Origin of the sequence: Saccharopolyspora flava, assembly GCF_900116135.1 — a bacterium.
Taxonomy (GTDB): domain Bacteria; phylum Actinomycetota; class Actinomycetes; order Mycobacteriales; family Pseudonocardiaceae; genus Saccharopolyspora; species Saccharopolyspora flava.
On record NZ_FOZX01000003.1, the window covers coordinates 73962 to 95040 of the forward strand.

17 protein-coding genes are annotated in these 21079 nt (G+C 70.4%); 10 read left to right on the top strand and 7 right to left on the bottom strand.

Features of this window, described 5'->3' with window-relative positions:
- Positions 1–47 precede the first annotated feature (47 nt).
- From kstD to BM424_RS10780, 4 genes are all read left to right on the top strand, one after another.
- A complete protein-coding gene (kstD, locus tag BM424_RS10765; protein ID WP_093415885.1) occupies positions 48–1721 on the top strand; it encodes a 3-oxosteroid 1-dehydrogenase in 1674 nt (557 codons plus the stop codon).
- A gap of 64 nt (positions 1722–1785) precedes the next feature.
- Positions 1786–2592 (top strand): crotonase/enoyl-CoA hydratase family protein, encoded by an 807-nt coding sequence (locus BM424_RS10770; RefSeq protein WP_093415887.1) that lies wholly within the window; start codon positions 1786–1788, stop codon positions 2590–2592.
- Between the two features lie 112 nt (positions 2593–2704).
- A complete protein-coding gene (locus tag BM424_RS10775; RefSeq protein ID WP_093415888.1) occupies positions 2705–3940 on the top strand; it encodes a hypothetical protein in 1236 nt (411 codons plus the stop codon).
- Positions 3941–3951: 11 nt separating this feature from the next.
- Positions 3952–5601, top strand: coding sequence for an acyl-CoA synthetase (locus BM424_RS10780; RefSeq protein ID WP_093415890.1), 1650 nt, complete (start codon positions 3952–3954; stop codon positions 5599–5601).
- Positions 5602–5821: 220 nt separating this feature from the next.
- On the opposite strand, the gene BM424_RS10785 is transcribed toward BM424_RS10780, so the two are convergent.
- The 4 genes from BM424_RS10785 to BM424_RS10800 form a co-directional block, all read right to left on the bottom strand.
- Complete coding sequence (locus BM424_RS10785; protein ID WP_093415891.1) at positions 5822–6925, bottom strand: NAD(P)H-dependent flavin oxidoreductase; 1104 nt, start codon at positions 6923–6925, stop codon at positions 5822–5824.
- 223 nt (positions 6926–7148) lie between these two features.
- Positions 7149–8789 carry an acyl-CoA synthetase gene (locus BM424_RS10790; protein ID WP_093415892.1) on the bottom strand — a complete coding sequence of 547 codons (1641 nt, stop codon included), beginning with the start codon at positions 8787–8789 and terminating at the stop codon, positions 7149–7151.
- A gap of 155 nt (positions 8790–8944) precedes the next feature.
- On the bottom strand, positions 8945–10495 hold the full coding sequence (locus tag BM424_RS10795; RefSeq protein ID WP_093415894.1) for an acyl-CoA synthetase: 1551 nt from the start codon (positions 10493–10495) through the stop codon (positions 8945–8947).
- Between the two features lie 452 nt (positions 10496–10947).
- The gene (locus tag BM424_RS10800) at positions 10948–11982 is read right to left on the bottom strand and encodes an LLM class F420-dependent oxidoreductase (RefSeq protein ID WP_093415895.1); all 1035 of its coding nucleotides are present in this window, start codon (positions 11980–11982) and stop codon (positions 10948–10950) included.
- Between the two features lie 91 nt (positions 11983–12073).
- Between BM424_RS10800 and BM424_RS10805 the strand changes: the two genes are divergently transcribed.
- From BM424_RS10805 to BM424_RS10825, 5 genes are read left to right on the top strand one after another with little or no spacing between them, the layout of a single operon-like run.
- Positions 12074–13030 carry a Zn-ribbon domain-containing OB-fold protein gene (locus BM424_RS10805; protein WP_425441994.1) on the top strand — a complete coding sequence of 319 codons (957 nt, stop codon included), beginning with the start codon at positions 12074–12076 and terminating at the stop codon, positions 13028–13030.
- A 10-nt stretch (positions 13031–13040) separates the two neighbouring features.
- Entirely contained in the window at positions 13041–14096 is a 1056-nt protein-coding gene (locus BM424_RS10810; RefSeq protein WP_093415897.1) for a thiolase domain-containing protein, read from the top strand.
- Positions 14096–15256: a thiolase domain-containing protein gene (locus BM424_RS10815; RefSeq protein ID WP_093415898.1), complete on the top strand. Its 1161-nt coding sequence runs from the start codon at positions 14096–14098 to the stop codon at positions 15254–15256. The genes BM424_RS10810 and BM424_RS10815 overlap by 1 nt, the downstream gene beginning before the upstream one ends.
- A gap of 1 nt (position 15257) precedes the next feature.
- Complete coding sequence (locus tag BM424_RS10820) at positions 15258–16127, top strand: TIGR03619 family F420-dependent LLM class oxidoreductase (protein WP_093415900.1); 870 nt, start codon at positions 15258–15260, stop codon at positions 16125–16127.
- A gap of 9 nt (positions 16128–16136) precedes the next feature.
- Complete coding sequence (locus tag BM424_RS10825; protein WP_093415901.1) at positions 16137–16568, top strand: nuclear transport factor 2 family protein; 432 nt, start codon at positions 16137–16139, stop codon at positions 16566–16568.
- 158 nt (positions 16569–16726) lie between these two features.
- On the opposite strand, the gene BM424_RS10830 is transcribed toward BM424_RS10825, so the two are convergent.
- Positions 16727–17953, bottom strand: coding sequence for a cytochrome P450 (locus tag BM424_RS10830; protein WP_093415903.1), 1227 nt, complete (start codon positions 17951–17953; stop codon positions 16727–16729).
- A 201-nt stretch (positions 17954–18154) separates the two neighbouring features.
- On the opposite strand from BM424_RS10830, the gene BM424_RS10835 reads away from it, so the two are divergent.
- Positions 18155–19285: a steroid 3-ketoacyl-CoA thiolase gene (locus BM424_RS10835; protein ID WP_093415904.1), complete on the top strand. Its 1131-nt coding sequence runs from the start codon at positions 18155–18157 to the stop codon at positions 19283–19285.
- A 294-nt stretch (positions 19286–19579) separates the two neighbouring features.
- On the opposite strand, the gene hsaB is transcribed toward BM424_RS10835, so the two are convergent.
- Positions 19580–20149, bottom strand: coding sequence for a 3-hydroxy-9,10-secoandrosta-1,3,5(10)-triene-9,17-dione monooxygenase reductase subunit (gene hsaB / locus BM424_RS10840; RefSeq protein WP_093415906.1), 570 nt, complete (start codon positions 20147–20149; stop codon positions 19580–19582).
- 11 nt (positions 20150–20160) lie between these two features.
- A complete protein-coding gene (gene hsaC, locus BM424_RS10845; protein WP_093415907.1) occupies positions 20161–21072 on the bottom strand; it encodes an iron-dependent extradiol dioxygenase HsaC in 912 nt (303 codons plus the stop codon).
- Positions 21073–21079: the final 7 nt, after the last annotated feature.

The window sequence follows — 21079 nt, forward strand, 5'->3', positions numbered from 1 at the left end:
AGAACTATAACCTGTTTCAGTATCGTAAGGGTCACCTGGAGGGTGCCATGACAGAAGCGACCTTCGATGTCGTCGTGGTCGGCTCCGGCGCCGCCGGCATGACCGCCGCGCTCACCGCGGCGGACCGGGGGTTGTCGGCGCTGGTCGTGGAGAAGGACCGCTACTTCGGCGGCTCCACCGCCCGCTCCGGCGGCGCCGTCTGGGCCCCGCACAACGAGGTGCTGCAACGCGCGAAGGCCGGCGACACCCCGGAGAAGGCCGCGACGTACCTCCGGCACCTCATCGGCGACGAGATCGCCGCCGACCGCCGCGAGGCGCTGCTGTCGCACGGCCCCGAGATGGTCTCACTGGTGCTGCGCCGCACCCCGATGAAGCTCAAGTGGATCCCCGGCTACTCCGACTACTACCCGGAGACCCCCGGTGGCACGCCGATGGGCCGCTCGCTGGAACCGAAGCCGTTCAACGGCAAGCTGCTCGGCGACGAGCTGGCCAACCTGCAACCGCCGTACCTGCCCGCACCGGCCGGGATCACGGTCACCGCCGCCGAGTACAAGTGGATGAACCTCATCGCCCGCCACCCGCGCGGCGTGTTCACCTCGGCGAAGGTCGGCCTGCGGCGGGTGGTCTCGCTGGCCACCAAGCGCCCGCTGCTGGCGCTGGGCCAGGCGCTGGCCGCCGGACTGCGCACGGGCCTGCTGCGCGCCGACGTACCGGTGTGGCTCAACAGCCCGCTGACCGAGCTGCACGTCGAGGACGGCGCGGTCACCGGCGTGCGGGTGCGGCGCGGCGACGAGGACGTGCTGGTCCGCGCCCGGCACGGGGTGATCATGGCCGCGGGCGGGTTCGAGAAGAACGAGCGGATGCGCAAGCAGTTCCAGCGCGAACCGATCGGCACCGAGTGGACCGTGGGCGCCGAGTCCAACACCGGCGACGGCATCGAAGCCGGTCAGCGCGTCGGCGCGGACGTGGACCTGATGGACGACGCGTGGTGGGGGCCGTCGATCCCGCTGCCCCGGGGCCCGTACTTCTGCCTGTCCGAGCGCAACCTGCCGGGCTCGATCATCGTCAACGCCGCGGGCGAGCGCTACGTCAACGAGGCCACGCCCTACGTCGACGCGGTGCACGCGATGTACCGCGGGCACGAGACCGGCGTCTCGCACATCCCGTCGTGGCTGATCGCCGACCAGCGCTACCGCAACAACTACACCTTCGCCGGATTACCGCCCCGGCAGCGCTTCCCCGGAAGCTGGTACAAGGCCGGGATCGTGCACTCGGCAGGCACTCTCGAGGAGCTGGCCGCCAAGATCGGGGTTCCGGCCGAGGCGCTGCGGGCGACGGTGCAGCGGTTCAACGGCTTCGCCGAGCGGGGCACCGACGAGGACTTCGGGCGCGGCGACAGCGCCTACGACCGCTACTACGGCGATCCGAAGCTGCCGAACCCGAGCCTGGCCGCGCTGGAGGTCGCGCCGTTCCACGCGGTGCAGATCGTGCCCGGCGACCTGGGCACCAAGGGCGGGTTGCGCACCGACGCGCAGGCGCGGGTGCTGCGCGAGGACGGCTCGGTGGTGCCGGGGCTGTACGCGGCGGGCAACGCGAGCGCGGCGGTGATGGGGTCCACCTACGCCGGGGCCGGGGCGACGATCGGGCCCGCGATGACCTTCGGGTACGTGGCCGCGCTGGACATCGCCGCGCGGGCAACGGGCAGCTTTTCCTCGAATTGACCGGACATTTCATACATTGATCATGGACAGTTCTGGCAAAAACTGTCCGCAGGCAGGAGGCGCAATGACCGCGACCACGGACACCGAGCAACCGCACTGCCTCGTCGAGCAGCGCGGCGGCGTGCTGGTGGTGACCATGAACCGCCCGGAGGCCAAGAACGCGCTCTCCGGCGAGATGATCAAGATCATGATCGAGGCCTGGGACCGCGTCGACAACGACCCCGACATCCGGGCCTGCGTGCTCACCGGTGCGGGCGGGGCGTTCTGCGCGGGCGCCGACCTCAAGAGCATGAGCAACAACCACCCCGGCGACCAGCACGCCCAGGGCTCGTTCAACCCCGCCAAGATCGAGGGCCTGCTCAAGGGCCGCCGGCTCACCAAGCCGCTGATCGCCGCGGTCGAGGGACCCGCGATCGCGGGAGGCACCGAGATCCTGCAGGCCACCGACATCCGGGTGGCCGGGGAGAGCGCGCGCTTCGGCGTCTCCGAACCCCGCTGGGGCCTGTTCCCGCTCGGCGGCTCGGCGGTGCGGCTCACCCGCCAGATCCCCTACACCGTGGCCGCCGACCTGCTGCTCACCGGACGGCACATCAAGGCGCCGGAGGCCAAGGAGCTCGGGCTGATCGGTCACGTCGTGCCGGACGGAACGGCCCTGGACAAGGCCCTGGAGCTGGGCGAGATGATCGCCGCGAACGGCCCGCTGGCCGTGCAGGCGATCCTGCGCACCATCCGCGAGACCGAGGCCGTCCCGGAGGAGGAGGCCTTCGCCATCGAGGCCGAGCACGGCATCGGGGTCTTCATGAGCCAGGACGCCAAGGAGGGCCCGAAGGCCTTCGCGGAGAAGCGCAAGCCGAACTTCCAGGGCAAGTGACCCCCGAGGGGGCGTCCCCGGGCGGGGCGTCCCCTGATCGGTCCAGCAGCACCGGGACCGGGCCACGGTCGTTGCAGTGTCGAACGTCCCCGCAATGTCGCGAGGTGCACGGATGCAGAGCCGCCACGCCACCCCGAGCCGCTACGCAACGCTGTCCCGGTCCCGGCTGGCCGTCCTGCTGCCGGAGTTGCTGCTGGCGGGCCAGCTGATCGACCGGTCGGCGATGGCCTGGTGCATCTCGGCGTTCGGCCGCGAGGAGATGACCCGGATCGCCATCGAGGAGTGGATGGCGGCCAGCCCGATCTACACCCGCCGGATGCAGGACGCGCTGGACTACCGCGGCGACGACGTGGTGACGATCTTCAAGGGCCTGCAGCTCGACATCGGGGCTCCCCCGCAGTTCATGGACTTCCGCTACACCGTGCACGACCCGTGGTCCGGCGAGTTCCACCTCGACCACTGCGGCGCGCTGATGGACGTCGAGCCGATGGGCGAGCGCTACGTGCGCGCGATGTGCCACGACATCGAGGACCCGACCTTCGACGCCACCGCCGTCGCCACGAACCCGAAAGCGCAGGTCCGGCCGGTGCACCGGCCGCCGCGGGTTCCCGCCGACCGGCGACCGCACTGCGCGTGGACGGTGCGCATCGACGACGCGCACCCACCGGTCTCCCCCAGCGCCGACTGCGTGGCGCTGCGCGAGTCCCGGGCGGCGACCCTGCCGCTGCCGCCGATCGACCCGGCCGAGCCCGGGCGCGGGGACTACACGGGGCCGCTGCTGAGCGATCTGGACTTCGCCGAGTTCAGCCACTCGGCCCTGGTGCGCATCGCCGACGAGGTGTGCCTGCAGATGCACCTGCTCAACCTGGGTTTCGTGCGCGCGGTGTCGCGGCGGACCGGTGATCCGCGGGAGATCTGCACCAAGCAGCTGGTGGGCATCGCCGGGGTCGCCGCCGAACGCCTGCACGCGGCGCTGGGCCTGCCGGGCGGTGTCGAGGGGGCGTTGCGGACGCTGGAGCTGCACCCGCTGCTCAACCCCGCCGAATACGTGCGCGCGTCCCGCGAGGACGGCGCGATCACCGTGCGGCCGGGCCCGGCGCACGACGACGGGGCGTGGATCTCGTTGTGCGGGCCCGATTCCACCGCCGCGCTGCAAGCCGTGGTGCGGGCGGTCGATCCGCGGCTCGACGTCGTCGTCGAGGGCTCGCCCGATTCCTGGACGGCGCGGGTGCTCACCCGCGAGGACCCGGCACCGGAGTTCGACGAGGTGGCCGTGACCCGCATCAGCACCGGCGCGAGCTTCCGGTTCCAGCCGCGGAAGTCCCTGCCCATCACGCCAGTTCGGTGAGGAGCTGCACGATGACCGGCACGAGCTTCACCCTGTCCGAGGTCTTCCAGACGGTCGCCGAGGCCGTGCCCGACCAGGAGGTGCTGGTCTGGGGCGAGCGGCGGTTCAGCTACGCCGAGCTCAACGCGCGCATCGACGGCGTCGCGCGCTACCTGGCCGCGCAGGGCTTCGGCTGCCACACGCCGCGCGAGCGGCTGGCCGGGCATGAGTCCGGGCAGCACCACGTCGGGCTCTACCTGCACAACGGCAACGAGTACCTGGAGGCGCTGGTCGGCGCGGTGCGCGCCCGCGCGGTGCCGTTCAACGTCAACTACCGCTACGTCGCCGAGGAGCTGCTGTACCTGTTCCGCGACGCCGGCGCCGAGGCGCTGGTGTTCCACTCCGCGTTCGCGCCGCAGGTCGCCGAGATCCGGGATCGGTTGCCCGGGCTGCGGCTGCTGATCCAGGTCGACGACGACAGCGGGAACCCGCTGCTGCCGGGCGCGGTCGCCTACGAGTCCATCGTGGACACTCCCGGCGAGCTGCCCGAGCCGAGCGGGGACGACCTCTACCTGCTCTACACCGGTGGGACGACGGGGATGCCCAAGGGCGTGATGTGGCGGCAGCACGACGCCTACGTCAGCGCGATGGGCGGCACCCCGTTCGGCAGCACCGAGCCCTACCGGTCCTACTCCCAGATCGCCGAGGCCGCGGTGGCCGGGGGCGGCGTGATGCGGCTGATCATGACCGCGCCGTTCATGCACGGCGCCGCGCAGTGGTCCACCTTCCACATGATCACCCAGGGCGGCGCGATCGTGCTGCCCACCGACCCGACGCGGCTGGACTGGCCGGACGTCCTGCGCACCGCCGAGCGCGAGCGGGTGGTGAGCGTGCCGGTGGTCGGCGACGCGATGGCGCGCCCGCTGGTGGCCGAGCTGGAGCGCGGCGACTACGACCTCTCCGGTGTGTTCGCGGTGCAGAACGGCGGCGCGCCGCTGACGCCGGCCGTGCGCGCCCGGTTGCAGGAGCGGCTGCCGAACGTGCTGGTCGTCGACACCGTCGGCTCGTCGGAGACCGGCATCCAGATGAGTCAGGTCGCCGACGGCAACGGCGCGGAGACGGGCGTTTTCACCCCCGACGGCGACACCACCGTCCTCGACGACGAGCTCACCCGCGAGCTCTCCCCCGGCGAGGGCCAGGGGTGGCTGGCCCGGCACCGGCTGCTGCCGCTGGGCTACCTCGGCGACGCCGACAAGACCGCCCGCACGTTCCCGGTCGTCGACGGCAGGCGCTACAGCGTTCCCGGCGACCGCGCGATCCGGCTGGACGACGGGCGGATCCAGCTGCTCGGCAGGCAGAGCATCACCGTCAACTCCGGCGGCGAGAAGATCTTCGTCGAGGAGGTCGAACGCGCCCTCGCCGCCCACCCGGCCATCGCCGACGTCATCGTCACCGGCCGCCCCTCCGACCGCTGGGGCAGCGAAGTGGTGGCCATCGTGGAACTCCTGGAGGGCCAAGAGGTCTCGGACGAAGCCCTCCTCACCGAAGCGGCCCACCACATAGCCCGCTACAAGCTCCCCAAAGCCGTCATCCGGGTCCCCCAGATCCAGCGCTCCCCCAGCGGCAAAGCCGACTACCGCTGGGCCAAGACCCAAGCCGAGAAGTCCGCGATCGAGGCCTGACCCCACCCCGGGGAGGCGGCGTCGCGTTGCCGACGTCCGTTGCCAGGGGACAGTTTTAGCCATAATCACCCATGATCAATGTCCCTTTTGTCCAGTCAATTATGGCTAAAACTGTCCTTTGGTGAGGAACACCGCCACCACGACGCCACCCCCGGGAGGTGCCGGACGTGAGAAACCCTCCCGGCCGGGGTGCGGGCCGGGAGGGCGTCGGAGGTGAATCTCAGCGGAGCTTGTCCAGGCGGGCGAAGGTCTCCTCCACCTCCCGCAGCAGGTCGTCGAAGACCTCGGCCACCGGGCGGATCTCATTCATGCGGCCGACGATCTGGCCCACCGGCATCGACACCGCCTGCGGGTCGTTGGCCCTCATCATCCGCTGGTGGGCGTCGGCGACCAGGATGTTCTGCAGCGGCATCGGCAGCGGATCCGGGGCGTCCGGGGCGGCCCAGGCCTCGGTCCACTTGGTCTTGAGCAGCCGCGCCGGTTTGCCCGTGTAGATGCGGGAGCGGACCGTGTCGCTGGAGTTCGCCGCCAGCAGCGCCTCCTGGGTGACCGAGTCGCCCATCGTCATCCCGTACTCGGCCGTGGTCAGCCAGTACGAACCCATCCACGCGCCCGACGCGCCGAGCGCGAGAGCCGCGGCGACCTGCCTGCCGGTCCCGATACCGCCCGCGGCCAGCACCGGGGCGCGACCGGCGAGGGCGTCGACGATCTCCGGCACCAGCACCATCGTGGCGATCTCGCCGGTGTGCCCGCCGGCCTCGTGACCCTGGGCGACGACGATGTCCACCCCGTTGTCCACGTGCCGCTTGGCGTGCTCGGCCTTGCCGGCCAGCGCCGCCACCAGCACGTCGTGCGAGTGGGCCTGCTCGATGATGTCCACCGGCGGCGAGCCCAGCGCGTTGGCGATCAGCGCGATCGGGTGCCGCAGCGCCACGTCGACGTGCGAGCGGGCCACCGAGTGCAGCCAGCCCAGCACACCGCCGCGCTCCTGCTCGTCCTCGGGCAGCTCCGGGACGCCGAGCTCGGCGAGGGTCCGCTCGACGAACGCGCGGTGCTCGGCCGGGATCAGCGAGTCCAGGTCGACCTGGGTGCCCTCGGTGGGGATCTTGGCGGGCATCACGACGTCGACGCCGTAGGGCTTGCCGTCGGTGTTGGCGTCCATCCAGTCCAGCACCCGGTCGAGCTCGTCCGGGTCGTTGAACCGCACGCACCCCAGCACGCCCAGCCCACCGGCCTTGCTGACCGCGGCGGCGACGTGCTCGGACGGCGTGAACGCGACGATCGGGTGCTCGATCCCGAGCGTGTCGCACAGCGAAGTTCGCATCGTGTTCCTCTCAAAACCCTGTTTCGTGCTCGTTCTGCGTAGCGGTGCGGGTAGCGGAACCTGAGGCGCCGCCTGGGTCCGGGCGCCACTCCTGATGTATGCCAATACACGGCGTCGCGGCGTCCTCCCCAGACGGCGCCTCAGAACCCGCGGCGGTGCCAGGTGCTGACGTGGTGAAAGAGAAAGCGGCTCCGCCGCTTGCGCACAGCGCCTTAAAGACGCATCAGCGCGCGGCGGATTTCCGCGTGGGTTCGTTGACTTCCGTGGGGGCGTGGGTCTCGGTGTGCTTGCGCGCCCACGGGTAGTCGGGCTTGCCGCTGGGCGAGCGGGTGATCTGCTCGACGATCCACAGGCTGCGCGGCACCTTGTACCCGGCGATGACCTGGCGCGCGTGGGCGTCGAGCTCGGCGAGGCCCGGCGAGGCGCCTTCGCGCGGCTGCACGAGCGCGGCCACCCGCTGGCCCATCCGCTCGTCGGGCACCCCGACGACCAGCACGTCGAAGACGTCGGGGTGCGATTTCAGCGCGCTCTCGACCTCCTCGGGGAAGACCTTCTCGCCGCCGGTGTTGATCGACATGTTGCCGCGGCCGAGCAGCGTGACCGTCCCGTCGGCCTCCAGCCGCGCGTAGTCGCCGGGCACGACGTAGCGGGTGCCGTCGACCTCGACGAACACCGAGGCGGACTTCTCCGGGTCCTTGTAGTAGCCCAGCGGCACGTGACCGGACTTGGCCAGCCAGCCGACCTGCCCGGTTCCCGGCTCCAGCGGCTTGTTGTCGTCGTCGATGACGATGAGCTTGCGGTCGGCGGTGACGCGCGGGCCCTCGGTCTGCACGCCGTCCTTGGTGACGATGCCGATGCCGCCGAACCCGGTCTCCGACGAGCCGATCGCGTCGGTGATCACCACGTTGGGCAGGGCGTCGAGGTACTGGTGCTTGACCGAGGTGGAGAACAGCGCCGCAGTCGAGGAGATCGCGACCACCGAGGACGCGTCGTACTCGCCCTCGTGCAGCGCCTCGATCATCGGTCGCGCCATCGCGTCACCGACGATGGCCAGCACGTTGACCTTGTTGCGCTCCACCGCCTTCCACACCTCGTGCGGGTCGAACTCGGGCACGAAAACGGTGGTGGCGCAGGCAAAGAGGTTGCCGAAAGTGGCCCACTGCGCGGCGCCGTGGATGAACGGAGCGGCCGGAAGTCGCACCAGGCCACCGGTTTCCGCACCGGTGCGCGCGAGTTCCCACTCGTCCTTGACGTATTCACCGGTCATGAAGTCGATGCCGCCGCCGAGGACGCGCCACACGTCCTCCTGGCGCCACATGACGCCCTTGGGCATCCCGGTGGTGCCGCCGGTGTAGAGCAGGTAGAGGTCGTCGGAGCTGCGCTCGGCGAAGTCGCGGTCGGCGCGCGAGGCCGCCAGCGCCGACTCGTACTCCACGCCGTCGTAGCGGGCGTAGTCGGCGTCCGAACCGTCCTCGATCACTAGAACATGATCCAGTCCGGGAACCTGCGGCAGCACCTCGGCGACGTGGTCGCTGTAGCGCCGCTCGTGGACCAGCGCGACCATGTCCGCATTGGAGAAGATGTACTGCAACTCAGCGGGCACGTACCGGTAGTTCACGTTGATCGCGACGGCCCGCAGCTTGTACGCCGCGAGCATCGCCTCCAGCGCCTCGATGGAATTCCTGGAGTACACACCGATGTGCGCGCCCGGCCCGACACCGCGGGCGGAGAGGTGGTGCGCCAGCCGGTTGGAGCGCTCCTCCAGTTCCGAGAACGTCACCTGGCGCTCGCCGCAGACCACTGCGACGCGCTCAGGGACCAGGTCGACTGCGTGCTCGAAGAGATCTGCGATGTTGAGTGCCACTCGAAAAAAGTAGAACGTGTTATCGCGGAAGACAAGGGGGCAGAAGGGCTACCGCGAAATGGGCGATTCGTCATCCGGACCCGCCGGGCAGCGCGAAACCGCGTGCGGCGGCCGGGATCGCCGCCGCACGCGGTCGCGCACGGGATCATCGCAGGTCAGATCGCCTTCTCGCGACCTTCCCAGTACGGGTCGCGCAGCTTGCGCTTGTAGAGCTTGCCGTTGGGGTCGCGCGGCAGCTCCTCGACGTAGTCGACGCTGCGCGGGACCTTGAACTTGGCCAGCCGCTCGCGGGCGTAGGCCAGCAGCTCCTCGGACAGCGCGTCGCCGGGCGCCACGCCCTCGGCGGGCTGGACGACGGCCTTGACCTCCTCGCCCCAGTCGTCGTGCGGCACGCCGAACACGGCCACGTCGGCGACCTTGTCGTGCACCGACAGCGCGCTCTCGATCTCGGCCGGGTAGATGTTCACCCCGCCGGAGATGATCATGTCGTTGCGCCGGTCGCACAGGTACAGGTAGCCGTCCTCGTCGAGGTAGCCGACGTCGCCCAGGGTGAACAGGTCGCCCACCCGCGCTTCCTGCGTCTTCTTCTTGTCGTTGTGGTACTCGAAGGTCGAGGCGCCCATCTGCATGTAGACGGTGCCGATCTCCCCGGCCGGCAGCTCCGCGCCGTCCTCGCCGAGGATCCGCACCACCGACCCCGGCCACGGCTTGCCCACCGAACCGGGCTTGCGCAGCCACTCGTCGGCCATGATCGTCGTGCCGCCGCCCTCGGTGGCCGCGTAGTACTCCACGACCACCGGACCCCACCAGTCCAGCATCGCGCGCTTGACCTCCTGCGGGCACGGCGCGGCCCCGTGGATCATGGTGCGCAGCGAGGAGACGTCGTAGCGCTCGCGGGTCTCGGCGGGCAGCGCCAGCAGCCGGTGGAACTGGGTCGGCACCATGTGGCTGTGGGTGACGCGGTGCCGCTCGATGAGCCGCAGCATCTCCTCGGCGTCCCAGCGGTCCATCAGCACCGCGGTGTGCCCGAACTGGATCGAGATGCTCACGAAGTTGAGCACCGCCGTGTGGTACAGCGGCGAGCCGCACAGGTGCACGTGGTCGTCGAACGGTTTGAGCCCGAACACCCCGAAGAACCACGCGTTGGCGGCGGGCACGTCGTCCGGATCGGCGCCGGTCAGCGGCCTGCGCACGCCCTTGGGGCGACCGGTGGTGCCGGAGGTGTAGAGCATCGGCGAGCCCGTGGTGCGCACGTCGGGGCGCTTGGCGGGCTCGTCGGCGCCGAGGTTGGCCAGCGGCTGGAAGCCCGGCACCTCGCCGACGGCGAAGCGGGCCTCGCTGGACAGGCCGCTGCGCGCGGCGGCGTCGGCGGCGGCCTCGGCGAAGCGCTCGTGGGCGATGAACGCCTTGGCCCCGCTGTCCTCGACGATGTAGGCGACCTCGGGCCCGACCAGGTGCCAGTTGACGGTCACCACGTACAGCCCGGTCTGGATGGCCGCGAAGTAGGCGGCGAGCAGGTCGGCGCCGTTGGGCAGCATCAGCACGATGCTGTCGCCCGGCTCCAGCCCCATGCTCTGCAGGCCGCGGCCGTACCGGTCGGCGGCTGCGGCGAGTTCGGCGTAACTCACCGCGGCGCCCTCCGGCGTGACCACGGCCGTGCGGTTCGGCTGCTGGTCGGCGATGTTCCACAGTCCTATGTCGGCCACGGCGACTCCTGTCGACGGCGAGAGCGTTCCCCAGCCCAGCAAACCTAGAACGTGTTGCAGTTCCAGGGCAAGCCCACCCCAAGAACCACCCCTGACACCGCATCCCACACGACCCCCACCCCCAAGAACACATTCCACCCCACTCCCCCAAGATCACCACCCCACCCGGATTACCGCCGTAGTCGGGCACCCGAATACCGGAGTAATCGGACACCCGAATACCGCCGTAATCGGGTCCCCGAATACCGGGGGAATCGGGGGTGGGGTTACGGCGGTAATCCGGTGACCGGTTACGGCGGTAATCCGGGGTTTGGGGCAGTTTTAGCCATAACCGTCGCGTTGGAGTGCCCGAAATGTCTGGACAGTTGTGGCTAAAACTGCCTCCTTCGTCGCAACCCCGTGTGCGGGAGCCGGTGGTGGTCCGGCTCCGGCGCCGGTGAGGTCGGGGTGTTCTAGGTGAGGACTTCGGCGACGGCTTTGACGTGGTCGGTGTCGCGGCAGCCCACGAGGAGCATGTCCACGCCCGACTTCTCCCAGACCGCGATGCGCTCCCGGACGTGGTCGCGGTCGCCGATGATGGCGACGTCGTCGACGGCCTCGTCCGGGACGGCCGCGACGGCCTCCTCGCGTCGCCCGGCGGCGAAGAGGCGCTCGATGTCGGAGACCGCCTCGTCGTAGCCCATGCGGCGGAACAGCTCGGCGTGGAAGTTCATCCCCGGCGCCCCCATCCCGCCGATGTAGAGCGCCACCGACGGCTTGAGCTTCGCCCGCTCGGCCGCCGGGTCGTCGGTCACCACGACCTGGCAGGTCGCGGCCACCTCGAACTCCTCGCGAGTGCGACGCGCGCCCTTCCGGGCGAAGCCCTCGGCCAGCCACTCCTCGTACATCCCGCCGACCCGCGGCGAGTAGTAGACGGCGATCCAGCCGTCGGCGATCTCGGCGGTCTGCGCGACGTTCTTCGGCCCCTCCGCACCCAGCCAGATCGGCAGGTCCGCGCGCAGCGGGTGGGTGATCGGCTTGAGCGGTTTGCCCAGGCCCAGCGAACCCGGCCCGTCGTAGGGCAACCGGTGGTGCACGCCGTCGTTGCGGATCGGGCCCTCGCGCGCCAGCACCTGCCGCACGATCGAGACGTACTCCCTGGTCCGGGCCAGGGGCTTGGCGAACGGCTGGCCGTACCAGCCCTCCACCACCTGCGGCCCGGACACGCCCAGCCCCAGCACCGCGCGGCCGCCGGAGAGGTGATCGAGGGTCAGCGCGTGCATCGCGCACGAGGCCGGCGAGCGCGCCGACATCTGGGCCACCGAGGTGCCCAGCCGCACGTTCGCGGTGTCCGAACCCCACCAGGCCAGCGGGGTGAAGGCGTCCGAGCCCCACGACTCGGCGGCGAAGACGGCGTCGAACCCGACCCGGTCTGCTTCGAGAACGAGTTCCTGCGCGTTCTGCGGCGGGGCCGCACCCCAGTACCCCAGTTGCAGTCCTGCTTTCACTTGTGAACCTCCCTTTCCCGACCGCACGCGGACTCCGCCCATACTGCACCGGATATTGCCGGGATGGCGAGAACATGTTTCACTTCGGGTTGTGACTGGGATCTCCGAACCGCTCAGCGCCCCGCTCAACATCGGCTTCGACTACACCCGCTCCCTCGGGACCGCGCACAGTCGATTCGCCACCGCGCTGCGCGACGGCGGCATCGTCGGCGTCCGCGGCAGCGACGGCCGGGTGCACGTGCCGCCCCTCGAATACGACCCGGACACCGCCGCCCCGCTGGACGACTTCGTCGACGTCGGCACCCAGGGCACGGTGGTGAGCTGGACCTGGATGCCCGAACCGCTGCCCGGCCAGCCGTTCGACCGGCCCTTCGCCTGGGCGCTGGTGCGCCTCGACGGCGCCGACACCCCGCTGCTGCACGCCGTGGACGTGCCCGGACCGGAGGCCATCTCCACCGGGATGCGGGTGCAGGTGCGCTGGGCGGCCGAGCGCGGCAACGGGATTCACGACATCGCCTGCTTCGAGCCCGCCGGTGAGACCGCCGCGCCCGCACCGGTCGGCGGTGACCCGGTGACGATGGTGACCACGCCGGTGAAGCTGGACTACACCCACTCCGCCTCGCCCGAGGAGAGCCGCTACCTGGAAGGGCTCGCCGAGGGCCGGATGCTCGGCCAGCGCTGCCCCGCCTGCGAGAAGGTCTACATCCCGCCGCGCGGCGCCTGCCCCACCGACGGCGTGCCGACCGTCGAGGAGGTCGAGCTCCCCGACACCGGGATCGTGACCACCTTCTGCATCGTCAACGTGCCGTTCCTGGGCCAGCGCATCAAGCCGCCCTACGTGGGCGCCTACATCCTGCTCGACGGCGCCGACATCGCGTTCCTGCACCTGGTCCTGGGCTGCGAGGCCGACCAGGTGCGGATGGGCATGCGGGTCAAGGCGTCGTGGAAGCCGCGCGAGCAGTGGGGTCACACGCTGGAGAACATCGACCACTTCGAACCGACCGGGGAACCGGACGCGCCGTTCGAGACCTACGCCCACCACCTGTGAAGGAGCTGGAATGACTGACGTCGCCGTCGTCGGCTTCGCACAGGCACCGAACGTGCGCGCCACCACCGGCACCACGAACGGTGTCGAGATGCTCGTCCCCATCTTCCAGGACGTCTTCGCCCAGACCGGGCTGTCCAAGACCGACATCGGGTTCTGGTGCTCGGGTTCGTCGGACTACCTGGCGGGGCGGGCGTTCTCGTTCATCGCCGCGGTCGACGCGATCGGGGCGTTCCCGCCGATCAACGAGTCCCACGTCGAGATGGACGCCGCGTGGGCGCTGTTCGAGGCCTGGGTGAAGATCCAGACCGGCGAGGTCGACACCGCGCTGGTCTACGGGTTCGGCAAGTCCTCGGCCGGGAACCTGCGCCGCACGCTGGCCATGCAGCTCGACCCGTACTCGGTCGCGCCGCTGTGGCCGGACTCGGTGAGCATCGCCGGCCTGCAGGCGCGGATGGGCCTGGACTCCGGGGACTACACCGAGGCCGACATGGCCGAGGTCGCGGTCCGCAGCCGCGCCGCCGCCAAGGGCAACCCCAGCGCGCAGATCTCCGGTGCCTACGACGCCCGGCAGCTGCTGAGCGAGCCCTACCTGGCCGATCCGCTGCGCGCGCACGACTGCGCGCCGATCACCGACGGCGCGTCGGTGATCGTGCTGGCCTCGGCCGAGCGGGCGCGGGAGATCCGCGAGCGGCCCGCCTACATCGGCGGCATCCAGCACCGCATCGAATCGGGCAGCCTCGGTGCCCGCGACCTGCGCCGATCGGTCTCCACCGAGGCGGCGGGCAAGGCGCTGGGCACCGACGGCGTGGAGATCGCCGAGCTGCACGCGCCGTTCACCCACCAGGAGATCGTGCTGCGCCGCTCCCTCGGGCTCGACGACGCGGTGGCGATCAACCCCTCGGGCGGCGCGCTGTGCGGCAACCCGATGTTCGCCGCGGGCCTGTCGCGCATCGGCGAGGCGGCCGGGCAGATCTTCGAGGGTCGCGCGGGCAAGGTGCTGGCGCACGCGACCAGCGGCCCCGCGCTGCAGCAGAACCTGGTGTGCGTGATGGAGGGACGGGCCTGATGAGCAAGCAGTTGGCGGCCGTGCTGGGCACCGGCCAGACCCACCACACCAGCAAGCGGCTGGACGTCTCGATGGCCGGGTTGTGCCGCGAGGCGATCGACCGCGCGATGGCCGACGCCGGCGTGGACTGGCCGGACATCGACGCGGTCGTGGTCGGCAAGGCGCCCGACCTGTTCGAGGGCGTGATGATGCCCGAGCTGCACCTGGCCGACGCGCTGGGCGCGACCGGGAAACCCCTGCTGCGGGTGCACACCGCGGGCTCGGTCGGCGGGTCCACCGGCAACGTCGCGGCGAGCCTGGTGCAGGGCGGCGTGCACAAGCGGGTGCTGGCGGTGGCGTTCGAGAAGCAGTCCGAGTCCAACGCGATGTGGGCGCTGTCGATCGTCCCGCCGTTCACCATGCCGGTCGGCGCGGGCGCGGGCGGCTACTTCGCGCCGCACGTGCGCTCCTACATCCGCCGCTCCGGGGCGCCGACGCACACCGGGGCGATGGTGGCGGCCAAGGACCGGCGCAACGGCTCCCGCAACCCCTACGCGCACCTCAAGCAGCCCGACATCACGGTGGATTCGGTGATGTCCTCGCAGATGCTGTGGGACCCGATCCGCTACGACGAGACCTGCCCGTCCTCCGACGGGGCGTGCGCGGTGGTCATCGGCGACGAGGCCAGCGCGACCGGCCGCAAGGCGGCCTGGATCCACGCCACCGCGATGCGCACCGAGCCGACCACCTTCGCCGGGCGCGACCAGGTCAACCCGCAGGCCGGCAAGGACGCCGCGGCGGCGCTGTGGAAGCAGGCGGGCATCACCGATCCGCTGTCCGAAGTGGACTGCGCCGAGATCTACGTGCCGTTCTCCTGGTTCGAACCGATGTGGCTGGAGAACCTGGGTTTCGCCGCCGAGGGCGAGGGCTGGAAGCTCACCGAGGCCGGAGAGACCGCGATCGGCGGCAGGATCCCGGTCAACCCGTCGGGCGGCGTGCTCTCGTCGAACCCGATCGGCGCCTCCGGCCTGCTGCGCTTCGCCGAGGCGGCGCGGCAGGTCACCGGCGACTCCGGCGACAACCAGGTCGACGGCGCCCGGGTGGCGCTGGGCCACGCCTACGGCGGCGGTTCGCAGTACTTCTCGATGTGGGTCGTCGGATCGAACAAACCGGGAGCCTGACATGAAGTTCACGATGTCGGTGGCGATGACACCGCTGGATCAGCTCACCGAGCTCGCGCGCACCGCCGAGGAGTGCGGTTTCGCCTCGATCGCGCTGCCCGACTCGCTGTTCTACTCCGAGAAGGTCTCCGCCGAGTACCCCTACACGCCCGACGGTTCGCGGATGTGGAACGCCGACACGCCGTGGGTGGACCCGCTGATCGCCACCGCGGCGATGGGCGCGGTGACCTCCCGGCTGCGGTTCTACACCTCGGTGCTCAAGCTCGGTCCGCGCAACCCGGTGCTGCTGGCCCGCCAGCTGTCCTCGGTCGCGGCGATGACCGGCGACCGCTTCGGGCTCGGGCTGGGACTGGGCTGGGCGCCGGAGGAGTTCGAGTGGTGCGGCGCGCCGTACGCCAAGCGCGGCGCCCGGGTCGACGAGATGATCGAGATCATCCGGCTGATCCTGGGCGGCGGGATGGTCGAGTACCACGGGAAGTTCTTCGACTTCGACAAGCTGCAGATCTCCCCCGCCCCGGCGAAGCCGATGCCGCTCTACGTCGGCGGGCACACCGAGCCGGCGCTCAAGCGCGCGGCCCGGGTCGGCGACGGCTGGGCGTCGGCGATGATGAAGCTCTCCGAGCTGCGCGAGACCATCGACCGGCTCGGTGAGCTGCGCGCCTCCTACGACCGCGCCGACGTGCCGTTCGAGATCCAGGCGGTGTGCATCGACCGCTTCGGCGTCGACGGCTACCGCGAGCAGGCCGAGGTGGGCGTCACCGACGCGATCGTGGTGCCGTGGATCTTCGACGGGCACGGCTTCGACGCGCCGCTGGAGGCCAAGCTGGACTCGGTCCGCAAGTTCGCCGCCGACGTCATCGAGAAGGTCTGAGGAGGCCGCATGAGCGGAGTGCACTGGAAGGCCACCCGCGCCTCCCACCCGGCCCGCGACGCCGCCCTGGCGTCGATGGACGCCGTCTCGCGAGGTGCGAAGGACGAGTGGCTGTCGCTGTTCGCCGACGACGCCGTCGTCGAGGACCCGGTGGGTCCCTCGGCGTTCGACCCCGACGGCAAGGGCCACCACGGCCGGGAGGCCATCGCCGCGTTCTGGGAGACGGCGATCGCCCAGGCCGAGCGCATCGAGTTCACCATCGAGGACTCGTTCGCCTGCGGCAACGAGGTCGCCAACACCGGCACCATCACCACCCACCTCCCCGACGGCTCCGCGATGGACGCCGAGGGCGTCTTCACCTACCGGGTCGACGACCAGGGCCGGGTCACGGCCCTCAGGGCCTTCTGGGAGTTCGACAGAGCAGTCGCCACCCTCCGCTGACCCCCGTCCGAGGGTCCCCCAGTTGAAAACCCCGGTTTTCGCGCGACGAAAACCGGGGTTTTTGACACCGCGAAAACCGGGGTTTTCGTCGCGGGGATGGGGTTGGGTACGACTACGCCCCTCGGCTCGGAGGGAGCCGAGGGGCGTCGTGGTGTTGGTCAGCGGTACTGGACCCGGTATTCCTTGATGCCGTTGAGCCAGCCGGAGCGGAGGCGGCGGGGTTCGGCGAGCTGGCGGATGTCGGGCATGTGGTCGGCGATGGCGTTGAAGATCAGGTCGATCTCCAGCCGCGCCAGGCTCGCGCCCAGGCAGTAGTGCGCGCCGGTACCGCCGAAGCCGACGTGCGGGTTCGGGTCGCGGGTGATGTCGAAGCGCTCCGGCTGGTCGAACACCTCCGGGTCGAAGTTGGCCGAGCTGTAGAACATCCCGACCCGCTCGCCCTTCTTGATCTGCACGCCCGACAGCTCGACGTCCTCCAGCGCGGTGCGCTGGAACGACACCACCGGGGTGGCCCAGCGGACGATCTCGTCGGCGGTGGTCTGCGGGCGCTCCCGCTTGTAGAGCTCCCACTGGTCGGGGTTCTGCAGGAACGCGTGCATGCCGTGGCTGATGGCGTTGCGGGTGGTCTCGTTGCCGGCCACCGCCAGCAGGATCGTGAAGAACCCGAACTCGTCGTCGCTGAGCGCGCTGCCGTCGACGTCGGCCTCGACGAGCTTGGTGACGATGTCGTCCATCGGGCACTTGCGCTTCTGGTCGGCCACGCCCATGAAGTAGCCGAGCATCTCCGCCGCGGCCGTCTCCGGGTCGATGTCGTACTCGGGGTCGTCGTAGGCGACCATCTGGTTCGACCAGTCGAAGATGTCCTTGCGGTGGTCCTGCGGCACGCCCAGCAGCTCGGCGATGGCCTGCAGCGGCAGCTCGCAGGCGATGTCGGTGACGAAGTCGCCGGTGCCGGACTCCAGCGCGCCGGTCGCGATCGCCTCGGCCCGCTGGTGCAGGACCTCCTCGAGGCTGTTGACCGCGCGCGGCGTGAACCCGCGCGCCACCAGGCGCCGGACCTTGGTGTGCTCCGGCGGGTCGATGTTGAGCATGACGAACCGCTGCATCTCGATCTGCTCGCGGCTCATCTCCTCGTTGAACCGGATGATCGCGGTGTTCTGGTAGGTCGAGAACACGTCGGTGCGGCGCGAGATCTCCTTGACGTCCGCGTGCCGGGTGACGACCCAGTACCCCTCGTCCTCGAAGCCGGACTTGCGGAAGGGCTGCTTGTTCCACCAGATGGGCGCGGTGCGCCGGAGCTCCGCGAGTTCCTCCAGCGGCACCCGCTCGGAGTAGAGGTCGGGGTCGGTGAAGTCGAAGCCTTCCGGAAGGCTCGGTGCTGCCACGGCTACCTCCTGCGCTGCACGAACTGAAACGAGTTCTATGTGAAGAGAACCACAAGATGCCAGCTCGGTAAACCCCTTTCACCGCACATGAATCGTACAAGCAAAGGGAAAGATCGTCCGACCTCGAACTGCACCGTGGCGCACAGGGATAACATGTTCTAGATTCATCTGGGTAGTGATCGCGCGCGAGAGGAGATTCAGGTGGGCACTCCGGTGATCGTGGAGGCGGTGCGCACGCCGATCGGCAAGCGCAAGGGCTGGCTGTCCGGGCTGCACGCCTCGGAAATCCTCGGCGCCGCCCAGCGCGGCCTGCTGGACCGAGCCGGCATCGACCCGGCGGCGGTGGAGCAGGTCATCGGTGGCTGCGTCACCCAGGCCGGCGAGCAGGCGGGCAACGTCACCCGGACGGCCTGGCTGCACGCCGGGCTGCCCGAGCAGACCGGCTGCACCTCGATCGACGCCCAGTGCGGGTCGGCCCAGCAGGCCACCCACCTCATCGCCGGGCTCATCGCCACCGACGCCATCGACGTGGGCGTCTCGTGCGGCGTGGAGGCGATGACGCGGGTCCCGCTGGGCAGCAACATCGGCGTGGACGTCGGCAAGCCCAAGCCCGATTCCTGGGACATCGACCTGCCCAACCAGTTCCTGGCCGCCGACCGCATCGCCGGCCGGCGCGGCATCACCCGCGAGGACCTGGACCGCTTCGGCGTCCGCTCGCAGGAACGCGCGCAGCGGGCGTGGCAGGAGGGCCGCTTCGACCGGGAGATCGTGCCGGTCCGCGTCGGCGGCGAGGACGTCACCCGCGACCAGGGCCTGCGCGAGACCAGCCTGGAGGCCCTCGGCGGTCTCAAGCCGGTCCTCGACGACGGCCTGCACACCGCGGGCAGCTCCTCGCAGATCTCCGACGGCGCCGCGGCGCTGCTGCTGATGGACTCCGACCGCGCCCGGGCCCTGGGGCTGCGCCCGCGCGCCCGGATCGTGTCGCAGTGCCTGGTGGGCGCCGAGCCCTACTACCACCTCGACGGGCCGGTGCAGGCCACCGAGCGGGTGCTGGCGCGCAGCGGCATGAAGGTCGGCGACATCGACGTCTTCGAGGTCAACGAGGCCTTCGCCTCCGTCGTGCTGTCCTGGGCCGGTGTCCACGGACCGGACATGGAGCGGGTCAACGTCAACGGCGGTGCCATCGCGCTGGGCCACCCGGTCGGCAGCACCGGCGCCCGGCTGCTCACCTCCGCGCTGCACGAGCTCGAGCGCAGCGACGGCACCACCGCCCTGGTCACCATGTGCGCGGGCGGTGCACTCTCGACGGGCACCATCATCGAACGCCTCTGACCCCGACGCGCAGTTATCATGAAAACTGCGCTCCCCCTCGGGTGGGGAGGTTTTCATGAAAACTTCCCCACCCGAGGAACGACAAAGTCCACCGTGCCCAGCGCACGGTGGACTTTTCGTCATCTGGACCCGGTCGACCACCGGGTGGTGAGGTGGGTGGAGGAGGGAAGTTTTCATGAAAACTGTGTCCCCCACAAACGGACGGGACCTCGGGGTCTCGTGCTGGGGGTGGGGAAGTTTTCATGAAAACTTCCCCACCCCCAGCACTAGAGGTGACCGTTGGTCGGGGGTGGGTCAGAGCCAGTCTTCGGGGGTTCCGGTGAGGAAGTCCTCCGGCCAGTAGCGGGCCGGGGTGGTGGGGTGGGTGATGCCCGTGTAGGAGCCCTTGTAGAACAGGAGGGGGTCTTCGTCGGTGGGTTCGCCCAGGGTGCGGACTCGGCCCACGACGATGTGGTGGTCCCCTCCGTCGAGGACGTTGTCGACCTCGCAGTCGAGCCAGGTGAGGGCGCCGTCGAGGACCGGGGCGCCCGACGGGGCCGGGGCCCAGCCGAGGTTCGCGAACTTGTCCTCGCCCCGGCGGCCGAAGACCGCGGAGACCTCGCGCTGCTCGGCGGACAGGACGTTGACGCAGAAGTGGCCGGCGCGTTCGATCAGCGGCCACGTGCGAGACGTCTTGCCGGGGCAGAACAGGATCAGCGGCGGGTCCAGCGACAGCGCCGAGAACGACTGGCAGGCGAAGCCCACCGGTCCGCCGTCCCCGGCGGCCGTCACCACCGTCACGCCGGTGCAGAAGTGCCCCAGCGTGCGCCGGAACCCGGCCGCCTCGACCTCCGCGCCGCTCACCTGCGGAACCACCGCTCCCATCGCCGCTCCCCTCACTGGCCCGGGGGCCGGTTGCCGACCGAGAAGTCGTGGCCCCACAGCGAGACCGCGGTGCTCTCCCGGGCGATCCAGTCCTCGTCGTCGACCTGCCGCCCCTCGCACCCGAACTCGACGTCGAAGCCGCCCGGGGTCTTCATGTAGAACGACAGCATCAGGTCGTTGACGTGCCGGCCCAGCGTCGCCGACATCGGCACCTGACGCCGGTAGGCGCGGTCGAGGGTGAGCCCGACGTCGTCGACGTTGTCGACCTCGACCATCAGGTGCACGATGCCGCTGGGCGTGGGCATCGGCAGGAACGCCAGGCTGTGGTGCCGCGGGTTGCAGCCGAAGAACCGCAGCCACGCGGGATCCCCGTCCGCGGGCCGCCCGACCAGCTCCGGCGCCAGCCGCATCGAGTCGCGCAGCCGGAACCCGAGCACGTCGCGGTAGAACCGCAGCGCCGCCTCGTCGTCGTGGGTGGACAGCACCACGTGCCCCAGGCCCTGCTCCTCGGTGACGAACCGGTGCCCGTACGGGCTGACGACCCGGCGGTGCTGCAGGGCCGCGCCGTGGAAGACCTCCAGCTCGTTGCCGGACGGGTCCTGGAAGCGGATCAGCTCCATCACCCGGCGGTCGGCCAGCTCCTCCTTGGTCCCCTCCTTGAACGCGATCCCGTTGGCGCTCAACGAGTCCCGGACCTCCTGCAGACCCGCGGCGTGCTCGGCCTCCCAGCCCGCGCAGGACAGCCGGTCCTGCTCGCCGGGCACGATGACCAACCGCGCCGGGAAGTCGTCCATCCGCAGGTACAGCGCGTTCGGGTCGCTGCCGCTGCCCTCGACCATGCCGAGGACCTTGAGCGCGTAGGTCCGCCACGCGTCGACGTCGGTGGCCTCGATGCGCAGGTACCCGAGCGAGCGAATCCCCATCGGACTA

Excerpts from the sequence above, each read along its gene's own strand:
- kstD (WP_093415885.1), top strand. The coding sequence starts at position 48 with ATGACAGAAGCGACCTTCGATGTCGTCGTGGTCGGCTCCGGCGCCGCC.
- BM424_RS10770 (WP_093415887.1), top strand. The coding sequence starts at position 1,786 with ATGACCGCGACCACGGACACCGAGCAACCGCACTGCCTCGTCGAGCAG.
- BM424_RS10775 (WP_093415888.1), top strand. The coding sequence starts at position 2,705 with ATGCAGAGCCGCCACGCCACCCCGAGCCGCTACGCAACGCTGTCCCGG.
- BM424_RS10780 (WP_093415890.1), top strand. The coding sequence starts at position 3,952 with ATGACCGGCACGAGCTTCACCCTGTCCGAGGTCTTCCAGACGGTCGCC.
- BM424_RS10785 (WP_093415891.1), bottom strand. The coding sequence starts at position 6,925 with ATGCGAACTTCGCTGTGCGACACGCTCGGGATCGAGCACCCGATCGTC.
- BM424_RS10810 (WP_093415897.1), top strand. The coding sequence starts at position 13,041 with ATGACTGACGTCGCCGTCGTCGGCTTCGCACAGGCACCGAACGTGCGC.
- BM424_RS10815 (WP_093415898.1), top strand. The coding sequence starts at position 14,096 with ATGAGCAAGCAGTTGGCGGCCGTGCTGGGCACCGGCCAGACCCACCAC.
- BM424_RS10820 (WP_093415900.1), top strand. The coding sequence starts at position 15,258 with ATGAAGTTCACGATGTCGGTGGCGATGACACCGCTGGATCAGCTCACC.
- BM424_RS10825 (WP_093415901.1), top strand. The coding sequence starts at position 16,137 with ATGAGCGGAGTGCACTGGAAGGCCACCCGCGCCTCCCACCCGGCCCGC.
- hsaB (WP_093415906.1), bottom strand. The coding sequence starts at position 20,149 with ATGGGAGCGGTGGTTCCGCAGGTGAGCGGCGCGGAGGTCGAGGCGGCC.
- hsaC (WP_093415907.1), bottom strand. The coding sequence starts at position 21,072 with ATGGGGATTCGCTCGCTCGGGTACCTGCGCATCGAGGCCACCGACGTC.